We start from the raw sequence: 22,209 nt of genomic DNA, 5'->3' as shown, positions 1-22,209 counted from the left end.
GCCATGCCGAACGGCTGCGTGCGATGCGGTGCGTCTGCGACTTAGGCAGCCTACACTGTCGCGCACACGCACACGCACCCTCGCCCTAACCCTCTCCCGCGCGCGGGAGAGGGGCGCAAACTCACTGACCGATGTGCTGCTTCAGCCAGCCATTGACCGTGTCGTGCCAGAGTACGCTGTTCTGCGGCTTGAGCACCCAGTGGTTCTCGTTGGGGAAATACAGGAACTTGGACTCGATGCCCTGGCGCTGCAGCGCCGTGAACGCGGCCAGCCCCTGTTCGACCGGGATGCGGAAATCGAGCTGGCCGTGCACCACCAGCATCGGCACGCGCCACTTGTCGACGTGGTTGACCGGGTTAAAGCGCTCGTAGTTCTTCGGCACCGCGTAAGGCGTGCCGCCCTGCTCCCATTCGGTGAACCACAGCTCCTCGGTGGCGTAGCCCATCATGCGCTGGTCGAACACGCCGTCGTGATTGACCAGGCACTTCCAGGGCTGGTTCCAGTTGCCGGCGATCCAGTTGACCATGAAGCCGCCGTAGGACGCGCCCAGCGCGCAGGCTTTGTCGCCGTTGAGGAAGGAGTACTTCTTCTGCGCCGCCGCCCAGCCCTTCTGCAGGTCTTCCAGCGGACGATCGCCCCAATGCTGGCTGATCGCATCGGTGAAGGCCTGGCCGTAGCCGGTGGAGCCGTGGAAGTCGATCATGACCACGGCATAGCCCTGGCCGGCGTAGGTCTGCGGATTCCAGCGATAGCTCCAGCCGTCGCCGAAGCTGCCCTGCGGGCCGCCGTGGATCAGGAACGCGACCGGATAGCGCTGGCCTTCCTGGTAATTCCAGGGCTTGACCACGTAGCCGCGCACGGTGTCGCCGTTCCAGCCCTTGAACTCGAACTGCTCGTAGTCGCCGAAAGCCACGTCCTTGAGCATCTCGCTGGCGCTGGGCGTGATCGCGCGCACCGGCGCGCCCTCGACGCCGCCGACGAAGACCTGATCGCCGCTCTTGAGGCTGTTACGGGTGAAGGCCAGGGTCGGGCCGCCGCGCACCAGCGAGGACACGCTGCCCTCGCCGATCACGCGGGTCGCGCTGCCGTTGGCGATGTCGACGCCGAACACCGGCAACTGGCCCAGGTCCTGGGCGGTGGTGTAGATGGTCTTGCCGTCGGCGGACAGCACGATGTTCTCGGCCGAACGGTCCCACTTCGGCGCGATCTCGCGGCGCTGGCCGCTGCCCAGGTCCAGCGCCATCAGGCCGAAACGGTCGGCCTCGAAGCCCGGACGCTTCATCGCGCGGTAGTACAAGGTGCCGCCGTCGTCGCTGAACACCGGGCCGGTGTCCCAGGCGGGATTGTCGGGGGTGAGGTTCTGAGCGGCGCCGCTGCCGTCGGCGCGCACGCGATAGAGATCGAAGTTGGTCGACCAAGGCTCCTTGGCGTCGGCCTGGCGCGCGCTCAGCACCAACGACTCGCCGTCGGGCGCCCAGGCGTACTCGCTGCTGTCGCCGAACGGGCGCGAAGGCACGTCGCCGATCACGTCGGCGCCGATCAGGGTGGCGGTGGCGACCGGCTTGATCACGCCCTGCTTGTTCGCCTGCGGCAGCGCGACCACGAACAGGCGATTCAGGCGACCGTCGTTCCAGGCGTCCCAGTGACGTACGAACATGCGGTCGAAGACCACGCCGCTGGCCTTGCTGGCCGCGCGCTCGTCGACGCGCTTCTTGCTGCAGGCCAGATCGGCGTCGCAGTCCACGTAGGTCTCGGCGCTGAAGGCCACGCGCTTGCCGTCGGGCGAAAGCTGGAAGCTGCCGACGTCGGCCGCGAACGCGGTGAGCTGCTTGGGCGTGCCGCCGGTGGCCGGGATCGAGTACAGCTGCTGGCTGCCGGACTTGGCGCTGAGGAAGTAAACCGTGCGGCCGTCGGGCGAGAAGGCCGGCGAGTTCACGCTCCAGCCCGCGGGCGTGAGCGGCTGCGGCGGCGCCGCATCGCGCGCGAACAGGTCTTCGACGAACAGGCCGGTGCTGGACTTGTTGGCGGCGAAATCGACCTTGCGCTTGGCGAACACCAGCCGGCGCCCGTCCGGCGACACGGTCGGCGAGGACACGCGGTCCATGGTGGCCATGTCGCGCACTTCGAAGCCGCGCGGGGCGGCGGTGGCGGGCAGCGCGGCCGCGATCAGCAACGGCAGGACAGCGTGACGCAGGTTCATGGGAACTCCGGGCGGGGCCAAAACGTCGATGGTAGGGGTCCGGGCGGGGACCCGCAAAGGCCGGGGGCGGGCCCGGGCCGGATCGGGCGACCGGGCCGGCGCCGCTATACTCCCCCGATTGTCCCGAATGCCGTCCCGCAAGCCCCTCCCTACGGAGCCCGTTGTGACCGTACCTGCAACCGCATCGACGCCGGCCCACGGCGAGTTCTTCGGCCATCCCAAAGGCCTCTACGTCTGCTTCTTCACCGAGATGTGGGAGCGCTTCTCCTTCTACGGCATGAAGGCGCTGCTGCTGCTGTATTTGCTGAAGTACCACCTGTTCACGGACGACGCCGGCTACGACCTGCTCGGCGCCTACGGCGGCCTGGTCTACGCCATGCCGGTGATCGGCGGCGTACTGGCCGACCGCTACCTGGGCATGGGCAAGGCGGTGGTGCTGGGCGGCGTGCTGCTGGTGCTGGGCCATCTGGGCATGGCCTACGAGGGCCACCAGGCCGTTCGACTGGCCGACGGCACGATCCAACGCGACGCCGCCGCGCTGCAGGTGTTCTACCTGTCGCTGGCGCTGATCATCATGGGCGTGGGCTTCCTGAAGCCGAACATCTCGACCATCGTCGGCAAGCTCTACCCCGAAAACGATCCGCGTCGCGATTCCGGCTTCACCCTGTTCTACGCCGGCATCAACGTCGGCGCGATGTTCGCCAGTCTGATCTGCGCCTTCCTGGGCGAGACCTATGGCTGGAAGTACGGCTTCGGCGCCGCCGGCGTCGGCATGGTCGCCGGGCTGATCATGTTCATCTGGGGCCAGAAGTATCTGTACGGCCATGCCGCCCCAACGAATCCCGGCTTGCTGCGCGAACGCATCGCAGGCCTGTCGCGCGAGTGGTGGATCTACCTCGGCTCGTTCGCCGGCGTAGCCGTGGTCTGGCAGCTGATCCAGCGCACCGCGACCGTGCATGGCGCCATGCACCTGATCGCAGCCGGCTTCGGCCTGTGGTTCATCTACTTCCTGATCACGAAATGCAACAAGGTGCAGCGCGAGCAGATGATCTCGCTGCTCCTGATGATCGTCGGCGTACTGGTGTTCTTCACGCTGTACGAGCAGACCTACGGCAGCTGGATCACCTTCAGCGACCGCCTGCTGACCAAGGACATGTTCCCCAGCCTCAGCGGCATCAGCAGCGGTGCCTTGCCGTGGTCGCTGTTCCTGCTGGCGGCCAGCCCGTTCCTGATGATCGCCGCGCTGAAGGCCAGCGATCGCGGCAACGCCGGACTGGCCAAGACCATGGTCGGCCTGCTGGCCTTGGGATTGGCGGTGGCCTCCTTCCACGACGTGGTGCTGAAGCCGCAGACCGCCAGTTCGCTGACCTTCCTCGGCGCGTTCTTCATCATCGTGCTGTCGCCGATCTTCGCCTGGCTGTGGCCGTGGCTGGAGCGGCGTGGGCTCAACCCGAGTAAGCCGGCCAAGATCGCCATCGGCCTGATCGTCGCCGGCCTGGCCTTCGTCCCGCTGATGCTGGCCGCACAGGCCACGGCCGGCGGCACGATGGCCAGCGTGTGGTGGCTGGTGCTGGCTTACTTCGTGCTCGAAGTCGGCGAAATGTGCCTGTCGCCGATCGGCCTGTCCGCGGTCACCCAGCTGTCGGTGGCGCGCGTGGTCGGCCTGATGATGGGCGGCTTCTGGCTGGCCACCGCCTACTCGGAAGTGCTGGCCGCGCAGTTCGGCAAGCTCGCCTCGCTGGACCTGCCGGAAGGCGCTGCGGTCGACTTCGTCACCGCCAGCGCCAAGTACGGCGAGCTGTTCCAGCTGATGATGTGGATCGGCATTGGCTCGGGCGTGCTGTACTTCCTGCTGTCGCCGTTGCTGCGCAAGTGGATGCATGGGGTGAAGTAAGCCCCGTTCGCCTAAGCGATACCGCAAAGAAAACGGCGCCTTGCGGCGCCGTTTTCTTTTGCCTGATGGCTGCGGCCGGCCCCTAACGAATCCGAGCGCAAGACCGCTGGCTTACTTGGCCGCCGCAGGCTTCGTCGCCGGTGCCGTCGCCACTTGGCCGCCAAGACTACGCGCCAGGAACGCCAGCAGCTTGGTGTAGTACTCGCGTTGGTGCGCCTCGGTGTAGAAGCCGTGGCCTTCGGTGTCGTAGTACAGGGTTTCCACCGGGGTGCCCGCTTTACGCAGCGCCTGCTCCATCATCTTGCTGTGCGAGATCGGCGCGCGTTCGTCCTCGCCGCCCGCCGCCAGGAATACCGGCACCTTAATGCGGTCGGCCATGCGCGTGGGCGACACCGCGCCGAGCTCCTCTCGACTGCCGATCCACTCGCGCAGATAGGTCTCGCCGGAACCGCGCCGCTGGATGTCGCCGGTGTTGTGCATGCTCGGCAGGTCGTAGACACCCACATAGCCGGCCGCGCACTTGTACAGGGTCGGTTCCTTGGCCGCGCCCATCAGTGCGGCGTAAGCGCCGTAGCTGGCGCCGTAGATGCAAATGCGGCCGCTGTCGGCGATGCCCTGCTGGATAGCCCAGCGCGTGGCGTCGGTGACATCGTCCTGCATCTTGCCGCCCCATTCGCGCGCACCGGCCTGCACGAAGGCCTGACCGTAACCGCTGGAGCCGCGGAAATCGACCTGCAGCACCGCGTAGCCGGCCGCGGCCAACATTTGCGCTTCCTCGTCGAAGCCCCAGGGATCCTGGATGTCGTAGGGCCCTCCGTGCGGCATGACCACCATCGGCAGGTTCTTGCCGCTGCTGCCCTTGGGTAGGCTGAGGTAGCCCTGCAGCGCCAAGCCATCGCGCGCCTTCAGCGAAATGCCACGCTTCTCCGCCATCTGTGCCGGGTCGAACCAATCGCGGCGACTGAGCAGGTGCTCGGCCTTCTTCGCGGTTGTGTCGAACAGGAAGAAATCGCCTGGGTTGTTACCGCTGGACACTTCGACCAGAGCCAGGCGGCCGTCGCTGCTGCGAGAGGTGATGCGCACCGGGTCGCCGCCGAACGCGGATTCCAGGCTCTTGTACAGGCGAGCCTCGGGAGCCGCCGTATCGAAGAACTTGGTGACCCGCTTGCCATCGATGAAGAAGGCGCCGACGGGGGTATACGAGTTGCCGCGATAGATGAAGGTCGACGGGTCGACCTTGGCATCCTGCAACACATCGCTGCGCTTCTGGGTCGCGATATCGTAGGCCACGATCGCGTCCGGCCCCTTCTTGCGCTCGGCCCGGAAATAGGCGGTCTTGTCGTCCGCGGAGAAACCGACCGGGATCTCGATGCCCTCGCCGATGTTGTCGGCGCTGATCAACTCCCATTCCGCGCTCTCGGTCTTGCGGTAATAGAGCTTGCGGACGTTGTCGGTGCCGTAGCCGATCGCGAAGCGGACCAAGCCTTGATTGTCGGTGATGAAATCGGCATTGCGCACCGGTGCGCGCGCCAGCGGCGAGCGACGTCCCGTGTAAACGTCGATCTTTTCGACGCGGGTGTAAGGGTCGTCGCTGAAAGGCTGCACCGAGATTACGATGTTCTTATCGTCGTTGGCCAATTCGTCGACCATGAAGGCGGCGATCTGCTCGACCTTCTTCGGCTGGATCTTGGTCCCCAGGCCCGCGCCTTGCACGCTCTGTCCCACGAGCAGACCGGGCTGGGTTCCATCGGCGTTGATGGCATACAGATTGCCGTCCCACTGAGGTTTGTCCAGCGCGCCGATCTTGCGCGCCATGCTGATCACGACGCGTTCCGGATTGACCCACCAGAACCCAGCTACGTGCGTATTCTTCTCCAGCCTGAAATTCGCCGTGACCTTGTTGTCCGACCGGCGCAGGATCACCAGCGCCGTCTTGTCCTCGAAGGGCACCGTCGCCGCAAGGTAGTCGCCATTGGGCGAAATCTTGACCTCGTTGAACCGGTCCTTCTTGATGTAGGCATCGACGTTGACCGCCGATGCGACCGGCGCGGCTATCATCCCGGCGCACAGCAATGCTGCACTGAGGTATTGCTTCATTTCGTCTCATCCCCGTGATTGCGATACGCCTGACGGCGCATCCATAAAACAATTGTAGCCATCGACGCAAGCGATCTCGCAGCATGTGCGCGGATGCCTTTAAATCACGCGAAACAAGCGCCATTTCACTTGCGACCGGCAGGCTCCAGCGGCGCGGCGGTCAGACCGCCCAGGCTACGAGCCAGAAAATCCAGCAGCCGGGAATAGTACTCGCGACGATGCTCTTCGGTGTAGAAGCCGTGGCCTTCCATATCGAAGTACAGGGTCTCCACCGGCACCCCGGCTTTGCGCAGGGCCTTTTCCATTCCAATGCTGTGCTCTATCGGCGCGCGCATATCGCGCCCACCGGCTGCAAGGAACACCGGAACCTTGATACGGTCGACCATTCTCACTGGTGACACGGAAGCGAGTTCCTCGCGCACTCCTATCCATTCACGCAGGTAGGCCTCGCCGGAACCGCGATTCTGGATATCGCCGGACGTGTGCATCGCCGGCAGGTCGTACACACCGACATAGCCGACCGCGCAGCGATACAGACCGGCTTCTTTTGCAGTCCCCATCAATGCGGCGTAGGCGCCGTAGCTGGCGCCGTATATGCATATCTTGTTCGCATCCGCGATGCCCTCCCGTACGGCCCAGCGGGTGGCATCGGTCAGATCGTCCTGCATCTTCCCGCCCCATTCGCGGGCACCTGCGCGCACGAACTGTCGCCCATAGCCGCTGGAGCCCCGAAAATCGACCTGAAGTACGGCATAGCCCGCGGCAGCAAGCAGTTGGGCCTCGCCGTCGAAGCTCCAGACGGTCTGGACATCGAAGGGGCCGCCGTGCGGCAACAGCACCATAGGCAGATTCTTGCCCGAGCTGCCGCTCGGCAGGGTCAAGTATCCGCGCAGGCTCAAGCCATCGCGAGCCTGCAGCGAGACCTGCTTCTTCTCCGCCATCTTCTCGGGGTCGAACCAATCCCGCCGACTCAGCAGATGGTTGGCCTTCTTGGTGGTCGTATCGTAGAGATAGAAGTCGCCCGGATTTCGCCCACTGCTCACCTCGACCAGCGCCAGCTTCTGGTCGTCGGTGATCGAAGTGACACGTATCGAATCGGCGCCGAATGCGGGAGCCAGCGCGCGATAGATGCCGGCTTCCGGAGCGCTCGCATCGAAGAACCTAGCCTCGCGCTTGCCGTCCACAAAGAAGGCTCCCACCGGAATCGTGCCTTTGCGGTAGACGATCTCGTCCGGGTCTACCCGGGCATCGCGCATGACTTGAGTGCGCGAGCGCGCGACAGGGTCGTAAGCGACAATGGCGTCGGGGCCGTTGCTCTGCTCGGCCAGCAAGTAGGCGATCTTATCGTCTTCGGAGAAGCCCAACGGCACTTCCGCCATGCCGGTGCCGGCCTCGTCGCCGATCTGCTCCCAGGGAGCATCCGCACCGCCTCGGTAATACAGCTTGCGCACGTTATCGGCACCGAAACCGAACGCGAAGCGAACATTACCGCGATTGTCGGTGACGAAACTGGCGTTTCTGACGGGCGCTCGCGCCACAGTCACACGGCGACCCGTGTAGACGTCCATTTCGTCCGCCCGCGAGTAGGTGTCGTAACCGAAGGGCGACACCGAAATGATGACGTTCTTCTCATCCTCCCGCAGTCCGTCGGCCAGGTATGCCGCCACCTGCTCCACTTTCTTCGGCTGAATCCGAGTCTTTGCGCCCTCTCCGCGCACGGACTGCCCGACCAGCAGTTCTGGATCGGTTCCATCGGCGTTGATCGCGAGCAGATTCCCGTCCCGGAATGGCGTGTCTCTGTCGCCGAAAGTTCGCGTCATGCTGATCAACACGCGCTGCGGGTTCACCCACCAGAACTCGGCCACATGCGTGTTCTTCTCGAGCCGGAAGTCAGCCGTCACCTTGTTGTCGGAGCGACGAATGATCGCCAGTGCGGTGCGGTCCTCCAGCGGCACCGTCGCGGCGAGGTACTCGCCATTCGGGGAGAGCTTGATTTCGTTGAAGCGGTCCCGACGAACGAAGGCCTCCACATTGACGGCGGAGAACGCCGGCATGGCGATCAACAGTCCTGCACCCAGGACCACGGCATGCAACAGTTTCATCATTGAGCCCCCCTGATTCTTCAAGCCATCTACTTCGGCGCTCCATGCCGGAAACGACCGCGGCCACCGATGAAGGTGGCCGCGGCTTACTGCCTGGATACTCGCACCTAGGCTCATTTCGCCTTGGATGCGCCCCCGACGTTGACCTTGCCGCCGATATGGCGGTCGAAGAAGCCCAGCATCTCGGTGTACAGGCGCTGGTTGTTTTCTTCCTTGTAGAAACCGTGCATTTCGCCGGACTGGATGATCATGCCTTCCGGCGGGTTGCCGGCCGCGATCAGGGCCTTGTTCATCGACTCGGTGTTCTCCGGCGGGCAGCGCGGATCGCGTGCGCCGGCGGCGAGGTAGACCGGGATCTTGAACTTGTCGGCGTGCTTGACCGGCGACATCGCGTCCTGCTCGGCCTTGGTCTTGCCGAAGGCGCGCGCCATGTAGCGACGGCCGCTTTCGCGATCCGAGGTATCGCTCTTGGTCAACTGCACGTCGATGTCGTAGGCGCCGACGTAGCCGAACGCGCACTTGAACAGCTTCTGGTCGATGGTCGGCGCCATCAGCGAGGCGTAGCCGCCGAAGCTGCCGCCGTAGATGCAGACTCGATCCTCGTCGGCATAGCCCTGGTTGATGGTCCACTTGGTGGCATCGATGATGTCGTTCATGATGCCGGTGGCCCAGGTGCCGTAGCCCATGTCCTGGAAGCCCTTACCGAAGCCGCCCGAGCCGCGGTAGTTGATCTGCATCACCAGGTAGCCGCGGCTGGCCAGCAACTGGGTTTCCCAGTTGAACGCCCAGTTGTCGCGCGGGCCCATCGGGCCGCCGTGCACGTTGACGATCATCGGCAGGTTCTTGCCGTCGGAACCGTGCGGAATGGTCAGGTAGCCGTAGATCTTGAGACCGTCGCGGGTGGTCATCGAAAACGGCTTGACGCTGGCCATTTTCTTCGGGTCCAGCCACTTGCGGCCCTGCATCAGGAAGCGCGCCTTGCCGGTGTCGCGGTCGTACAGGTACAGCTCGCCCGGGTTCTTGTCGCTGACCACCGAAACCACGATCTTCTTGCCGTCCTTGGTGGCGCTGGAGAAGCGCACCAGCTGGCCCGGGAAAGCGCCCGCGAGCGAGGCGTAGATCTCAGCGTCGGCGTGCTTCTCGTCGACCATGGTCACGCGCGGCGCGCCGGCCTCGGTGATCACGCCCAGGATGGTGTCGCCGTCGGCCGAGGTGATGTAGCTGGCCGGGTCGGAGACCGGATCCTCGAACAAGGTATTGAACGCGCCAGTCACCGGGTCGATGGTACCCAGCGCCTCCGGCTTCTTGCCGTCGCTCTGGTTGGCATAGATCAGGCCGTCGGTGGAGGTGCCGATCACGCTCAGGTGCTTGCCCGAGCTCTTGGAGCTGTTGATCAAGGTCCACTTGCCGTCGTCGCCGCGGCGGTAGAGCTCGTTCTGGCTGTCGAAGTTGCCCTGCGCATCCTCGTCGTCGTAGCAGATCGCGAAACGCGGCGCCTTGGCGACATCGAGCGCGATTTCGCAGTTCTCGCGCGGCGCACGCGCCAGCGACTTGCGGCGGCCGGTCAGGGTGTCGAACAGCACCAGTTCGGTGCCCACACCCTCGTTCGAACGCGGCGAGGTCACCGCCATGATCACGTTGACGTCGTCGTCGGGCAGCGTGTCGAGCAACTGGAAGCGCTCGTTGCCGACCTGCTTGCCGCGCTGGGTGGCGTCGCGGGTGCCGTAGAACACCAGCGGACGCGGCTGGGTACCGTCGGCGTTGACGCCGTACCACTCGCCGGTGCCGAAGGGCTGCGCGTAACGGCCAAGCTTCTTGACCGAGTTGAAGATCAGGCGCTCGGGGCTGACCCATTCGAACTGGCCGACGCTCTTCTCGTCAGGCAGCTGATTGACCTTGACCAGGCTCAGGTCCTTGGTGCGCAGCACGGTCAACACGTCCTGGTCGCCGCGGTCCACGGTCAGCGCCAGGTACTCGCCGCTGGGCGAGATCTTGGCGCCGCTGTAGGTCGAATGGCGGACGAAGTCGGCGATCGAGGGCGCGCCGGACGGCGCATCGGCGGCTTGTGCCGAGGCCGCGCACAGCGCCAGGCCCAGCACCGCTAGGTGCAGCTTTTTCATTTCGGTTATCCCCTAAAACGACGCGAAAAAACGGCTCGCGCCTAGCCTAACCCATCCAACGGCTCAGGGCATACAGGCCCCTACCCGTCAGCGGGTTCAGGCTGGAGACTTTGCCGAATCTGTCGACAGCGTCCTATCCAGGGCGGTCCGCCAGTCCGGCAGAGCCAGCGCGTACTCGCCGCGCAGGCGGGCGGTGTCCAGCACCGAATAGGCTGGGCGGCGCGCGCGCGTGGGGTAATCGGCGGTCGCGATCGGGTGGACGACCGGCTTGCGCGCGATCAGCCCCTGCGCGAACGCACGCTCGAAAATGGCCTCGGCGAAGCCGTGCCAGGTGGTTTCGCCGCCGGCGACGAGGTGACGCACACCGGACTCGGCCAAGCCCTGCCGCAGGATGACCGCGCTGACGTCGGCGATCAGCCAGGCCGGCGTCGGCGAGCCGATCTGATCGGCGACCACCCGCAGTTCGTCGCGCTCGGCGCCGACGCGCAGCATGGTGCGCAGGAAGTTGGCGCCATGGGTGGCGTAGACCCAGGCTGTGCGCAGGATCAGATGAGACGCGCCGCTGGCCGCGATGGCCTGCTCGCCGGCGAGCTTGCTCGCGCCGTACACGCCCAGCGGCGCGGTGGCGTCGTCCTCGCGATACGGGCGTGTGCCGCTGCCGTCGAATACGTAGTCGGTCGAGTAATGCAGCAAGGTCGCGCCACGCGCGGCGCAAGCCTGCGCGATCCGGTCGGGCGCCCGCGCATTGGCCCGGAACGCGACCTCGGGTTCGTCCTCGGCGCGATCGACCGCGGTATGGGCGGTGGCGTTGACGACCACGTCGGGCCCCACCCGCTCGATCAGGGCCGCGATCGCGTCGAGCTCGGCCAGATCCAGCGCCTCGCAGCGGCCGCCGTCGGGCAGCTCGCCGCTGCGCGTGGTCGCCACGACCTCGCCCAGGGGCGCCAGACTGCGCCGCAGCTCCTGGCCGACCTGGCCGTTGGCGCCCAGCAGCAGGATCTTGCTCATGCGCTGTAGATCGGCAGGCGGTCTTCGGCGACCTCGGCCAGCAGCGGCGCGCGCGCGTCCTTGTCCGACAGCGAGGGCTCGCTCACCGGCCAGTCGATCGCCAGCGCCGGATCGTCCCAGCGGATGCCGGCATCGGCCTTGGCGTCGTAGGTCGCGGTGCACAGGTAGGTGAACACCGCGCGCTCGCTGAGCACGCAGAAGCCGTGGGCGAAACCTTCCGGTATCCAGAAATGGCGCCGGTTCTCGGCGCTCAGCAGCACCGCCGTCCAACGGCCGTAGTGCGGCGAGCCGCGACGGATGTCGACGGCGACGTCCCAGACCTCGCCCTCGATCACCGACACGTACTTGCCCTGCGGATTGGGCCATTGGTAGTGCAGGCCGCGCAGCACGCCGCGCGCCGACGAGGACACGTTGCCCTGGACGAAATTCGGCGACAGGCCGTGCGCGGCCAGCTTGTCGCGATTGAAGGACTCGAAGAAAAAGCCGCGCGCGTCGCCGAACACTTGCGGTTCGATCACCACGCAACCGGGCAGATCGGTTTCGATGACCTTCACGGTACGAAACCCCGCTTGGCCAGACCCAGCAGGTACTGCCCGTAGCCGTTCTTGGCCAAGGGCGCGGCCAGTTCGACCAAGCGGTCGGCGTCGATCCAGCCGTTGTTCCAGGCGATTTCCTCGGGGCAGCAGATGCGCAGGCCCTGGCGCGCCTCGATGGTCTCGATGAAATTGGAGGCTTCCAGCAGCGACTGATGGGTGCCGGTGTCGAGCCAGGCGTAGCCGCGACCGAGCTGCTCCAGATGCAAGGAACCTTCCTCGAGGTAACGCCGGTTGAGATCGGTGATCTCCAACTCGCCGCGCGGCGAGGGCTTGAGCTCGGCGGCGAAATCGCTGGCGCGGCCGTCGTAGAAATACAGACCGGTCACGGCGTAGTTCGAACGCGGCTCGGCCGGCTTTTCCTCCAACCCGATCACCCGGCCCTCGCCATCGAACTCGGCCACGCCGTAGCGCTCCGGATCGTTGACCCAATACCCGAACACCGTGGCGCCGTGCTCGCGCTGATCGGCGCGCTTGAGCATCGCGGTCAGGCCGGGGCCGTGGAAGATGTTGTCGCCCAGCACCAGGCAGCTGGGACCGCCGGCGAGGAACTCGCGCCCGATCAGGAAGGCCTGCGCCAGCCCGTCGGGGCTGGGCTGCGCGGCGTATTCGATGTTCATGCCCCAGCGCGAGCCGTCGCCCAGCAGGTGGCGGAACAGCGCCTGCTCGTGCGGGGTGTTGATGATCAACACGTCGCGGATGCCCGCCAGCATCAGCACGCTCAGCGGGTAATAGATCATCGGCTTGTCGTACACCGGCAACAGCTGCTTGCTGATCGCCTGGGTGATCGGATACAGCCGGGTGCCGGAGCCGCCGGCCAGGATGATGCCCTTGCGATTCATCAATTGAACTCCGAATAGTCTTGCCGCCATCCCTGGCGCAACCCCATCACTTGCGGATGGTCCTGCCCGGCCAACCATGGCCGGGCGCTCGACGGCGCAGCAGATGCCTTGTCGGCATCTGTTATCACGCGCCGTCTCCCCCGATGCGTTCGAGTCGGTAGCTGCCGTCCAATACGCGCTGCACCCAGGGCTGGTTGTCCAGGTACCAGTCGACGGTGAGCGCCATGCCCTGCTCGAAGGTCACGGTCGGGGCCCAACCCAGCTCGTCCTGCAGTTTGGAGGCGTCGATCGCGTAACGGCGGTCGTGGCCCGGGCGGTCCTTGACGTAGGCGATCAGCGACTCGCGCTTGCGGCCGTCGGCGAGCGGGCGGCGCTGGTCGAGCAACTCGCAGATGGTCTTGACCACGACGATGTTCTGGCGCTCGGCGTCGCCGCCGACGTTATAGGTCTCGCCCAGGCGTCCGCCCGCGAGCACGCGGCGGATCGCGGCGCAGTGGTCGCCGACGTATAGCCAGTCGCGCACATTCAGGCCGTCGCCGTACACCGGCAGCGGCTCGCCGGCCAGAGCCTTGGCGATGATCAGCGGGATCAGCTTCTCGGGGAACTGATAGGGGCCGTAGTTGTTCGAGCAATTGGTGGTCAGTACCGGCAGACCGTAGGTGTGGTGAAAGGCCCGCACCAGATGATCCGACGCGGCCTTGGACGCCGAGTACGGCGAGTTCGGCGCGTACGCGGTGGTCTCGGTGAATTTGCCGGTATCGCCGAGGCTGCCGTAAACCTCATCGGTGGACACATGCAGGAACCGGAACCCGTCGCGGCCCGGCGCGTCCAGCGACTTCCAGTAATCGCGGCTCTGCTCCAGCAGGCTCAGGGTGCCGACCACGTTGGTGTGCACGAACGCGGCCGGGCCGTCGATCGAACGGTCGACGTGGCTCTCGGCGGCGAAATTGATCACCGCGTCGGGGCGGTGTTCGGCGAGCAGGCGCGCGACCAAGGCCGCGTCGCCGATGTCGCCCTGTACGAACTGGTGACGTCCGTCGCCGTCGAGCGGGCTCAGGGTGTCGAGGTTGCCGGCATAGGTCAGTGCATCCAGGTTCACGACTTTGACGCCGCGCTGCACCGCTTCGAGTACGAAATTACCGCCAATGAAACCGGCGCCGCCGGTGACCAACCAAGTAGACACTCAGACACTCCCTGCTTAAGAAATTAGTCGCTGCACGCCGACCTGCGCCGGCAAGACGGAAGATCGGACCGAGCCGGCCGCACCGGACGCCAAAACCGCCCGAACGATACGGCAGGCCAGCCGAAAGGACCCATCACGCCAGCGCCCGTCCGTCGTCCGATGACGGCCGAGTCGTGCAAGCGAATGATTCTAATACTTTCTTTTTGCAGAAGGCGGCGTGGAACAGGCACAACGGGGCGGCCCGCGCCGGTCCGTTCAGTCGCATCCGGACGCGCAAAGCCTTACGCGCCAATGACCTGCGTGCGGGAAATCGGCGCGGCCTGGGGCCAGCCTGAACGCGCGCGCGCCCAAGCCCGGCCGCGGTGGCGCCGGGCTTGAAGACGGACGCGGCAAACTAGACGCCTAAAAAGTGACTAACTGGTGCCGATCGGTCCGCTCGGCGTCCGGCCGGCGGTTTGCGACGGAGCTCTCATTCCGGCCGCTCATTCCAGCCGTCGGCGCCCTACTCCGCGCCCTCGCCGGCCTCGACCGCCGCCCGCACCGCCTGCGTGTCCTGATCCAGCATCGGCGCGGCGAACGGCGCCGGGCCCGGGGTGCGGCCGAACTTGATCGACTGCGCGACCGCGCGGTAGCGACCCACGCGCGGGTGTTCGATGGTGCCGACGATGCCCTCGGCCAGCACTTGCGGATGTTCGAACATGTCCTCGATGCGGCGCGCGGCCGCGCACGGCACCTCGTCGCCGAACAAGGCCTCCCACTCCATCGCGCCGCGCTGCGCCAGCGCCTCGTGCAGGCGCGGGACGATTTCAGCGGCGTGCTCGGCGCGCTTACGCACGCTGTCGTAGCGCGACTGCGCGGCCAGGTCTTGCAACCCGGTCTTCTCGCACAGCGCCTTCCAGAAGCGCGGCGTGTTCGCGGAAATATAGATATGACCGTCGCGGGTGGGATGGATGCCGGTGACGCCGCCGGAACGCATGTCGCGGCCGATGTCCAGCGATTCGCCCTCGGCCCAGATCATGCGCGCCGACTGCATGGTCAGGGCGCTACGCAACAGCGACACCCCGACGAACTGGCCCAGGCCGCTGCGTTCGCGCTCGTACAGCGCCGAGGACACGCCCGCGGCCAGCAGCGCCGCGGTGTAATAGTCGACGACCGAACCGTAGATGATCTCCGGCGGCCCGCCGCGCCGGCCCTGCAAGGCGCACATGCCGGTCATGGTCTGCAGCACCTGGTCGTAACCGGCCTTGTCTTTCATCGGCCCGGTCTCGCCGTAGCCGGTGACGGCGCAATAGATCAGGCGCGGATTGATCAGGCTCAGGCGCTCGAAATCGATGCCCAGCCGCTGCGGCACGCTAGGCCGGAAGTTGTGCACCAGCACGTCGGCATCGCGCACCAGGCGCAACAGCACAGCGTGATCGGCGGCCTGCTTGAGATCCAGCACGATGCCGCGCTTGCTGCGATTCACGCCCAGGAAGGCGCGGCTTTCGCTGGGCAGGGTCGACGGATACTGGCGCAGATTGTCGCCGTCGGGCGGCTCGATCTTGATCACGTCCGCGCCCTGGTCGGCCAACAGCGCGCAGCCGTAGGGGCCGGCGATGTAAGCGCTCAGGTCGAGCACGCGCACACCCGCGAGCGGCCCCGCCGGCGCGCTGCGCCCGGTGCTGGGGTCAGGTCGGAATGCGTCCATACGCTGCGCGTCCATGAAACTCCTGGCGTGATGCTGGCTGCACTTTGCCGCGTGCCCGCGAAAAGAAACAGGCAGGCCGCATATGTTCTGGCGCCACAAAATCTTGCTTGGCGGCGCTCATGACTTGGGCTCCGGCGCCAGACTCATCCAGGTCAGGCGCCAGGCGCCGTCGACGCGGCCGCCGGCGCGGTAATAGGGCGCCAACACCAGCGGCGAGCGGTAGCCCAAGCGCAATTCCACCAGCGGCCCGCCTTGCTCGTCCTGCGTCGCCAGCAACCAAGTCGCCTCCGGCTGCGCGGGCAGACGCAGGGTCTCCTCGGTCTTGAAACCGTCGATCAGGCCCGAGGCGTAGACCAGCGGGCCGCGGGTGACGCCCAGGTATTCGTGGCGCAGCACTTCCTGGCGGACCGGGCTGCCGTCGGGCGCGCGCGATTCCTGCACGTTGCGATTGAGCGCGCGATGGCTGCGCGGCGCCATCGGGAACCGCGCCGTCACCGTATCGCCGTCGCGCCAGACGCGGTCGAGCACGGCATAGCCGCCGTGCTCGACCACGGCGCTGGCCGTATCGCCGTCGACGCGCACGGTCGCGTCTTCGGCCCAGGACGGCATGCGCAACCTCAAGGCGAACCGCGCTTCGCGCTCCAGGCTGATGCGCAGGCGCACCTCGCCGTCGAACGGATAGCCGGTCGCCTGTTCCAGACGCACCCGACCGGCTGCGCCCAATTCGATCTCGGCCCACCCGGGGCCGTACAGATTCACCGCGATCCCATCGTCGCCGCTGCGCGCGTAGGCGATCGCGGGCAGTTCCTCCAACGCCATCGCCCCGCTGGACTTGCAGCAGCGCCAATAGGTGGTGTGCACGCGGCGCCCGTTCGGGAACACGTAGTAGCACCAGTCTTCACCGTTGGGCGCCTGCGCGCCCAGCAGATCGTTATAGGCCGAGCGCTCGACCTCCTCGGCATAGCGCGCGTCGCCGCTGATCGCGAGCAGCTCGCGGTTCAACTGGATCCAGGCCAGGGTCGAACAGGTCTCGACATAGCCGTGCGGACTGAACACGCCGGGCGGGTTGAACACTTCGCGCGAACGATGGGCAACGCCGCCCCAGGGGCCGCCGCCCAAGCTCAGATGATGATCGCGGATGCTGCGCCACAGGCGCTCGACCGCATCGCGATAGACGGCGATGCCGGTGGCGCGGTGCAACTTGGCCAGGCCGACCAGGTTCCAGGCCAGCTGATAGGCCTTGCCGGTCGCGATCTCGGCCGCATCGACGCCGGCCAGAGCGCGGCTGAGCAGGGCCAGTTCGGGATGGCGGTCGGCCTGCTCCAGCACCGTCGTCGCCAGATCCAGATAGCGGCGCTCGCCGGTGGCGAAGTACAGCTCCGTCGCCGGGTCCATCAGCACCGTCGCCGACATGCCGTGATGGTTGCCCAGCTCGGTGATGTCGATGCCGCCTTCGCCCAGCGTGCGCGCGCACAGATCGCCGATGCGGCGCGCGGCCTCGAGATATCGCGGCTCGGGGAAGTGTCGGTGGATTTCGAGAAAGCCGAGGATCAGATAGGCGTGGGTCCAGATATCCCAGGTCCGCACGCTGGGGGCGCCGTCCCAGCTCAGCGGCTTGGGCGGCTGCTTGCGCATGAAGCGGCGTTCCGGCGCGTAGGTGCCCAGGTAGCCGTCGGCTTCCTGGCTGTCGGCCAGGAAATCGGCCACGCGCCGCAGTCGCGCCAGCAACTGCGCATCGCCCGAGCGTGCGGCGGCCTTGGCCGCGGCCACCATCCACTTGCCGGCGTGCTCGCCGTACCAGTCGCCCTCGCGGTTCTGCGCGCGCCGCTCGGGGGCGAAGATCTCGATCGCCGGGCTGCGCTCGTCGACGATGAAATGCGACAGGCGCCCGGCGAGATTGGCATCCAGGGCCTCGCCCAGCAGACCTTCCAGACGAACCGCGGCGGCGGGAATGCGTTCCATGGTCTCAGGCCGCATCCACGACGCAACGGAAGCCGACGCAGCCGGAACGGTCCTTGCTGGGCGCCATCAACAGATACTTGCCGTGCTGGTCCAGCCGGTGCGCCTGCGGAAAATACCAATGCGAGGTCTGCGGCTGGTACGAACTGCCGCCGCGCAGGATCGCGGCGCGGGTGTGCTCGTCCTGGTACTCGTCGGTCCACTGCCAGACGTTGCCGACCAGGTCCAGCACGCCGAACGGGCTGGCGCCGCCCGGATGCGCATCGACATCGTCGGGCGCGCGCAGGCGGCGGCCGCGATTGGTCGCGGGCACCGCGTCCTCGCGCCAATCGTTGCCCCAAGGATAGCGGCGGCCGTCGCCGCCCTGCGCGGCGTACTGCCACTCCCATTCGCGCGGCAAGCGCTTGCCGGCCCATTGCGCATAGGCGCGCGCGTCCTCGAGCGCGACCCAGATCACCGGCTTGCGCTCCCAGCCCGGCGGCGGCGCACCGTCGATCCAGTGCCGCAGGTAGTTGTGGGTGTCGCGCGGACGATAGCCGCTGGCCTGGACGAAGCGCAGGTAGTCCTCGTTGGTCACCGGCGTGCGGTCGATATGGAACGGGCGCATGCGCATGCGCTGGCGGTGGTTGCGGCGCGCGCTGGGCTCCCAGGGGTACTGCACGTCCACGCCTTCCCAGGTCTGGCCTTCGATCTCGACGCCGCCGACCACGAAATCGAAATCGCCGCCGGGGATGGCGATCATGCCCGCGGGCGCGGTCGGCGCTGGAGCGGTAGCCTCGATAGCGACCAGTTGCTGCGCGAGCGCGCGCCATTGATTGGAATAGTCGCGCAAGGGCGTGGCCGCGCGTTCAGCCATGTCGCTCAAGAAGGTCTGGAAACCCTCGCCCTCGGCGCCGGGCGCCAGTGCCGCAACCGCGCCGAAACCGCGGCCTTCGATCGCGAACTCGAACACCGCCCGCCCGTCCTGCAGGCGCGGGCTCAGGGCGACGCCGTTCCAGACATCGAAGTAGCGCTGGCCCTCGAAGTGCGGCACCGCGAACTGCTCGCCCGCGACTTCGTACTCGTTACGGTTGACCAAGGTCCACAAGGTCGCGCCCGCGTGCGGGAAGCGGCTGGCGAACACGCCGGCCTGCAGCGTGCGCTCGTAAGGCCGCCAGTCCAGGCTGACCATGCAGGCCGCGAAGCGGCGCTCGATCGCGGCGATGCGGCGCAGGCTTTCGGCATCGCGCGGGGTGAGCTGGTTCCACAGGCCCCAGATGTTCTCCCAGGCGTTGTAGCCGACGCCGTTGAAGAAGATGTACTGCAGATCGTGGTTGCGGTCGCGGCCCCAGCGGTTCTCGTAGTTGATCATGTGGCGCGGTTCCAGCCACTTGAACTTGGCCACCGGCGGCACGAGCTCGTTGGGCGCCTTCTTGCCCCAGCTCTGCACGTTCCAGATCAAAGCCTCCTCGGCGCTGATGGTGGACTCGGGTTGCAGCACCACCGGATGGCCCAGCGCATCGCAGGCGTCGAAGAACGCGCGCGGCACGCCGTTGTAGGTGTCGCCGTTGATGCCGTCGGCGCCCACCGCCTTGACCAGTTCGGCCATGGACTCCCAGTCGTTGCGGCCGTCGTCGCGGGTGCCGTTGTCCCAGGGCATGGTCGGCAGCAGCACGCGCACGCCGTGGCGATGGAAGTCGGCGATCGCCTCGCGCAGGCCGTCCAGGCCGCCGGGCAGGTCGCCGGCCAGATCGAACTGGTTGCGGTCGTCGATGCCGATATTGGGATAGACATGCCAGATCAGCACGCTGTCGATGCCGCCGTAGCGCTGCTTGAGATCGTCCAGATAGCGCCCGACGGTGTAGCGGCCTTCGACCGGGTCGTAGAAGTAGCGATCCTCGGCCATCATCTGCGCATGCACGAAGTTGCGCTGCGCCCACTGCAATTCGGGACGACGATAGTTGGCGTCGTCGTAGCCGATCCGGGTCAGGTGCTCGCGGCGCCAATCGACCAGTTCGGCGATCCAGTCGTCGACCGAGCCGTCCACATCCATCTTCCAGTGCCCGATCTCGGCGAACGGCCAACCCGGCGCCTTGCCCGGCAGGGGCAGATAGCGCTGGGTAGTGACGTGCGAGAACTTGTATTCGCTACGCACCGGACGGCGTTCGTCGGCATCGGCGGGTTCGGGAGCTCTGGGATCGGTGCTGGAATTCATCGGATCGGGTCGTATCGGAAGGTGCGAAATGGGGGACTGAGGCCAGGCCTGACTTCAGGGTGACGCGGCTCGCGTGGCCGGCGCGTCGTCAGCGTGCACGCGGGCCAGCAAGGCCTCGACCTCGTCGCGACTGGGCACGCTGGATTGCGCGCCCGCGCGGGTGCAGGCTAGGGCCGAGGCGGCGCTGGCGCGACGCAGGGCCGTGGCGCCGTCCTCGCCCGCGGCCAACGCCGCCGCCAGTGTGCCGCAGAATGTGTCGCCGGCAGCGGTGGTGTCCACGGCGGTCACCGGATAGGCGGGTTGATCCAGCAAGGCATCGCCGATCCGCGCACAGCAGCCGCGCGCGCCCAGGGTCACGATCACCCAGGGCGTGCGCAAACGCGCCAGGGCCGCGGCGCGGTCGTCGTGCACGCCGGTGATCGCGGCCAGCTCGCCTTCGTTGACGATCAGCACATCGACGGCGGCCAGCAGTCGATCCGGCAACGCTTGTGCTGGCGCAGCGTTCAGGATCACGGCCACCCCTGCCGCGCGCGCCGCCAGCGCCCAAGCTTCGACCGTCGCCAGTGGCGTCTCCAGTTGCAGCAGCAGATGACTGACGCCATCCAGGTCCGGCAGATGTTCGGGCCGCAGCGCGGCGTTCGCGCCGGGGGCCACGGTGATCGCGTTCTCGCCGTCGTCGGACACGCAGATGAAGGCGGTGCCGGTCGTGGTGTCGGCCACGCGCAGCGCCATCACGTCCACACCGGCCGCCTGCAGCGAGCGTTCGATCGGTGCCGCGTAGTCGTCGTCGCCGAACGCCGCCAGCAAGCGCGTCGGCGCACCCGCGCGCGCGCAGGCGACGGCCTGGTTGGCGCCCTTGCCGCCCGGATAGGTCGCAAAGCCCTGGCCAAGCACGGTCTCGCCGGGCGCCGGCACATGCGCGGCGCGGACCACGAAATCCAGGTTGGCCGAGCCCGCGACCAGCACACTGCCGCCACGCGTGTTCATGGCACCAGGCCCTGATAGACCAGACCGTAGAAACGGCGTGCCACCCGCGGCAGGTCGGCGCGATCCTCGCGCGGCAAATGCTGCAACAGCAGGATCGCCACTAACCGCTCCTGCGGATCGATGGTGTAACTGGTGGACGCCGCGCCCGACCAGCCGAACTGCCCCACCGAGCCGGGCTGGCCGCGCAGCGCCGGGTCCAACACCACGTAGCCGCCCAAGCCGAAACCTTCGGCATCGCTGAACTGCGTGACCGGCGGATTCAACATGGTCAGCTGGTTGCGCATCATCAGCTCGACCGTCTTGCGGCCCAGCAGGGTCTGGCCGTCCAGCGTGCCGCCGGCCAGCAGCATCTGGCAGAAGCGCAGATAGTCGCCTGCGGTGGAGTACAGGCCACCCGCGCCGCTGGGATAAGCATTGAGCGGCGCGCCGGGCTCGCGCGCGCTGGGGCCATCGTCCAGGCGCAGATGGCCGTCGTCGCCCATGCGGGTGATGTCGACCACGCGCGCGCGCTGCGCGGCGGGCACGCTGAAGCCGGTGTCGCGCATGCGCAGCGGCGCGAATACGCGCTGCCGTAGGAAGTCGTCGAAACTCAGGCCGCTGCCGACCTCGACCAGGCGCGCCAGGGTCTCCAAGGCCGCGCCGTCGTAACCGAAGCGCGTACCCGGATCGGCGGCCAGCGGCACCCGGCTCAAGCGCTCGACGAAGCCACGCAGATCGCGCGCGGCGTGAGGATCGGCGCGTTGCAGCAGGCCCAGGGCGATGTCGTCGCCCGGACGGACGGCGGCGAAACCGGCGGTGTGGGTGAGCAGATGCCGGATCGTGATCGGCCGCGCGGCCGGACGCAGCCGCGGCGCGTCGATGCTGCCGCCGGCCACGACCCGCGGCGCCTCGAAACCCGGCAGATAACGCGAGATCGGGTCGTCGAGGGCGAACTTGCCCTCCTCCATCAGCATCAGCACCGCCACCGAAGTAACGGTCTTGCTCATGGAATAGATGCGGAAGATATCGTCGCGTTGCAGCGGCCTGCTGCGCGCGAGGTCGCGGTAGCCGTAGGCGCGCCAGTCGACGATGCGGCCGTTGCGCGCGATCAGGCTGATCCCGCCCAGGTAGCCGTCGGCGCCGGTGGTCTGGTCCATGAAGGCGTGCAGGCGTTGCAGGCGGGGCGCCGAATAGCCTTGCGCTTCGGGCGCCGACTCCGGCAGAGGCGAAGGCTCGGCCGCCTGTACCGGTGCCAGCGTCGTAGCGCAGACCAGCAGGCCGCACAGGCCTGCGCACCGAACCAGCGCGGAGAAAAGAGAGCCGCCGCGGGCCACGGACCCGTCGGCGGCAGTTCGGGAGTGTCG

The 22,209-nt window shown here is 67.0% G+C and carries 14 protein-coding genes; 1 reads left to right on the top strand and 13 read right to left on the bottom strand.

Features of this window, described 5'->3' with window-relative positions; genetic code table 11:
• Positions 1-121 precede the first annotated feature (121 nt).
• Positions 122-2,200, bottom strand: a complete 2,079-nt coding sequence (locus ASE35_RS16810; protein WP_057164572.1) for a S9 family peptidase — start codon at positions 2,198-2,200, stop codon at positions 122-124.
• A 163-nt stretch (positions 2,201-2,363) separates the two neighbouring features.
• On the opposite strand from ASE35_RS16810, the gene ASE35_RS16805 reads away from it, so the two are divergent.
• Positions 2,364-4,094, top strand: coding sequence for an oligopeptide:H+ symporter (locus ASE35_RS16805; protein WP_056181433.1), 1,731 nt, complete (start codon positions 2,364-2,366; stop codon positions 4,092-4,094).
• 111 nt (positions 4,095-4,205) lie between these two features.
• Here ASE35_RS16805 and ASE35_RS16800 read toward each other — a convergent pair whose 3' ends face one another.
• The 12 genes from ASE35_RS16800 to ASE35_RS16745 form a co-directional block, all read right to left on the bottom strand.
• Entirely contained in the window at positions 4,206-5,918 is a 1,713-nt protein-coding gene (locus ASE35_RS16800; RefSeq protein WP_235570101.1) for a S9 family peptidase, read from the bottom strand.
• 398 nt (positions 5,919-6,316) lie between these two features.
• Positions 6,317-8,296: a S9 family peptidase gene (locus ASE35_RS16795; protein ID WP_082576600.1), complete on the bottom strand. Its 1,980-nt coding sequence runs from the start codon at positions 8,294-8,296 to the stop codon at positions 6,317-6,319.
• Positions 8,297-8,406: 110 nt separating this feature from the next.
• Positions 8,407-10,413, bottom strand: a complete 2,007-nt coding sequence (locus ASE35_RS16790; RefSeq protein WP_057164570.1) for a S9 family peptidase — start codon at positions 10,411-10,413, stop codon at positions 8,407-8,409.
• Positions 10,414-10,509: 96 nt separating this feature from the next.
• Entirely contained in the window at positions 10,510-11,421 is a 912-nt protein-coding gene (gene rfbD, locus ASE35_RS16785; protein ID WP_057164569.1) for a dTDP-4-dehydrorhamnose reductase, read from the bottom strand.
• A complete protein-coding gene (rfbC, locus tag ASE35_RS16780; RefSeq protein WP_056181425.1) occupies positions 11,418-11,975 on the bottom strand; it encodes a dTDP-4-dehydrorhamnose 3,5-epimerase in 558 nt (185 codons plus the stop codon). Before rfbC ends, rfbD begins: the two co-directional genes overlap by 4 nt.
• Entirely contained in the window at positions 11,972-12,859 is an 888-nt protein-coding gene (gene rfbA / locus ASE35_RS16775; RefSeq protein WP_157489530.1) for a glucose-1-phosphate thymidylyltransferase RfbA, read from the bottom strand. Before rfbA ends, rfbC begins: the two co-directional genes overlap by 4 nt.
• Positions 12,860-12,980: 121 nt before the next feature.
• Positions 12,981-14,039: a dTDP-glucose 4,6-dehydratase gene (rfbB, locus tag ASE35_RS16770; RefSeq protein WP_057164568.1), complete on the bottom strand. Its 1,059-nt coding sequence runs from the start codon at positions 14,037-14,039 to the stop codon at positions 12,981-12,983.
• A 502-nt stretch (positions 14,040-14,541) separates the two neighbouring features.
• Entirely contained in the window at positions 14,542-15,741 is a 1,200-nt protein-coding gene (locus tag ASE35_RS16765; protein WP_235570100.1) for a CoA transferase, read from the bottom strand.
• Positions 15,742-15,843: 102 nt separating this feature from the next.
• The gene (locus ASE35_RS16760; RefSeq protein WP_057164567.1) at positions 15,844-17,688 is read right to left on the bottom strand and encodes a beta-L-arabinofuranosidase domain-containing protein; all 1,845 of its coding nucleotides are present in this window, start codon (positions 17,686-17,688) and stop codon (positions 15,844-15,846) included.
• A gap of 4 nt (positions 17,689-17,692) precedes the next feature.
• Positions 17,693-19,879, bottom strand: a complete 2,187-nt coding sequence (locus ASE35_RS16755) for an SUMF1/EgtB/PvdO family nonheme iron enzyme (RefSeq protein ID WP_057164566.1) — start codon at positions 19,877-19,879, stop codon at positions 17,693-17,695.
• Positions 19,880-19,933: 54 nt separating this feature from the next.
• Positions 19,934-20,866, bottom strand: a complete 933-nt coding sequence (locus tag ASE35_RS16750; protein WP_057164565.1) for a ribokinase — start codon at positions 20,864-20,866, stop codon at positions 19,934-19,936.
• Complete coding sequence (locus ASE35_RS16745; protein WP_235570099.1) at positions 20,863-22,179, bottom strand: serine hydrolase domain-containing protein; 1,317 nt, start codon at positions 22,177-22,179, stop codon at positions 20,863-20,865. Before ASE35_RS16745 ends, ASE35_RS16750 begins: the two co-directional genes overlap by 4 nt.
• Positions 22,180-22,209: the final 30 nt, after the last annotated feature.

The sequence above is a fragment of the Lysobacter sp. Root916 genome, assembly GCF_001429785.1.
GTDB lineage: Bacteria > Pseudomonadota > Gammaproteobacteria > Xanthomonadales > Xanthomonadaceae > Lysobacter.
The sequence above is the reverse complement of the archived record's forward strand: the minus strand, read 5'-3'. Positions and strand labels throughout refer to the sequence as shown.

Coding starts and splice junctions, on each gene's coding strand:
- ASE35_RS16810 (WP_057164572.1), bottom strand. CDS start 2,200: ATGAACCTGCGTCACGCTGTCCTGCCGTTGCTGATCGCGGCCGCGCTG.
- ASE35_RS16795 (WP_082576600.1), bottom strand. CDS start 8,296: ATGATGAAACTGTTGCATGCCGTGGTCCTGGGTGCAGGACTGTTGATC.
- ASE35_RS16790 (WP_057164570.1), bottom strand. CDS start 10,413: ATGAAAAAGCTGCACCTAGCGGTGCTGGGCCTGGCGCTGTGCGCGGCC.
- rfbD (WP_057164569.1), bottom strand. CDS start 11,421: ATGAGCAAGATCCTGCTGCTGGGCGCCAACGGCCAGGTCGGCCAGGAG.
- ASE35_RS16765 (WP_235570100.1), bottom strand. CDS start 15,741: ATGGACGCGCAGCGTATGGACGCATTCCGACCTGACCCCAGCACCGGG.
- ASE35_RS16760 (WP_057164567.1), bottom strand. CDS start 17,688: ATGGAACGCATTCCCGCCGCCGCGGTTCGTCTGGAAGGTCTGCTGGGC.
- ASE35_RS16755 (WP_057164566.1), bottom strand. CDS start 19,879: ATGAATTCCAGCACCGATCCCAGAGCTCCCGAACCCGCCGATGCCGAC.
- ASE35_RS16750 (WP_057164565.1), bottom strand. CDS start 20,866: ATGAACACGCGTGGCGGCAGTGTGCTGGTCGCGGGCTCGGCCAACCTG.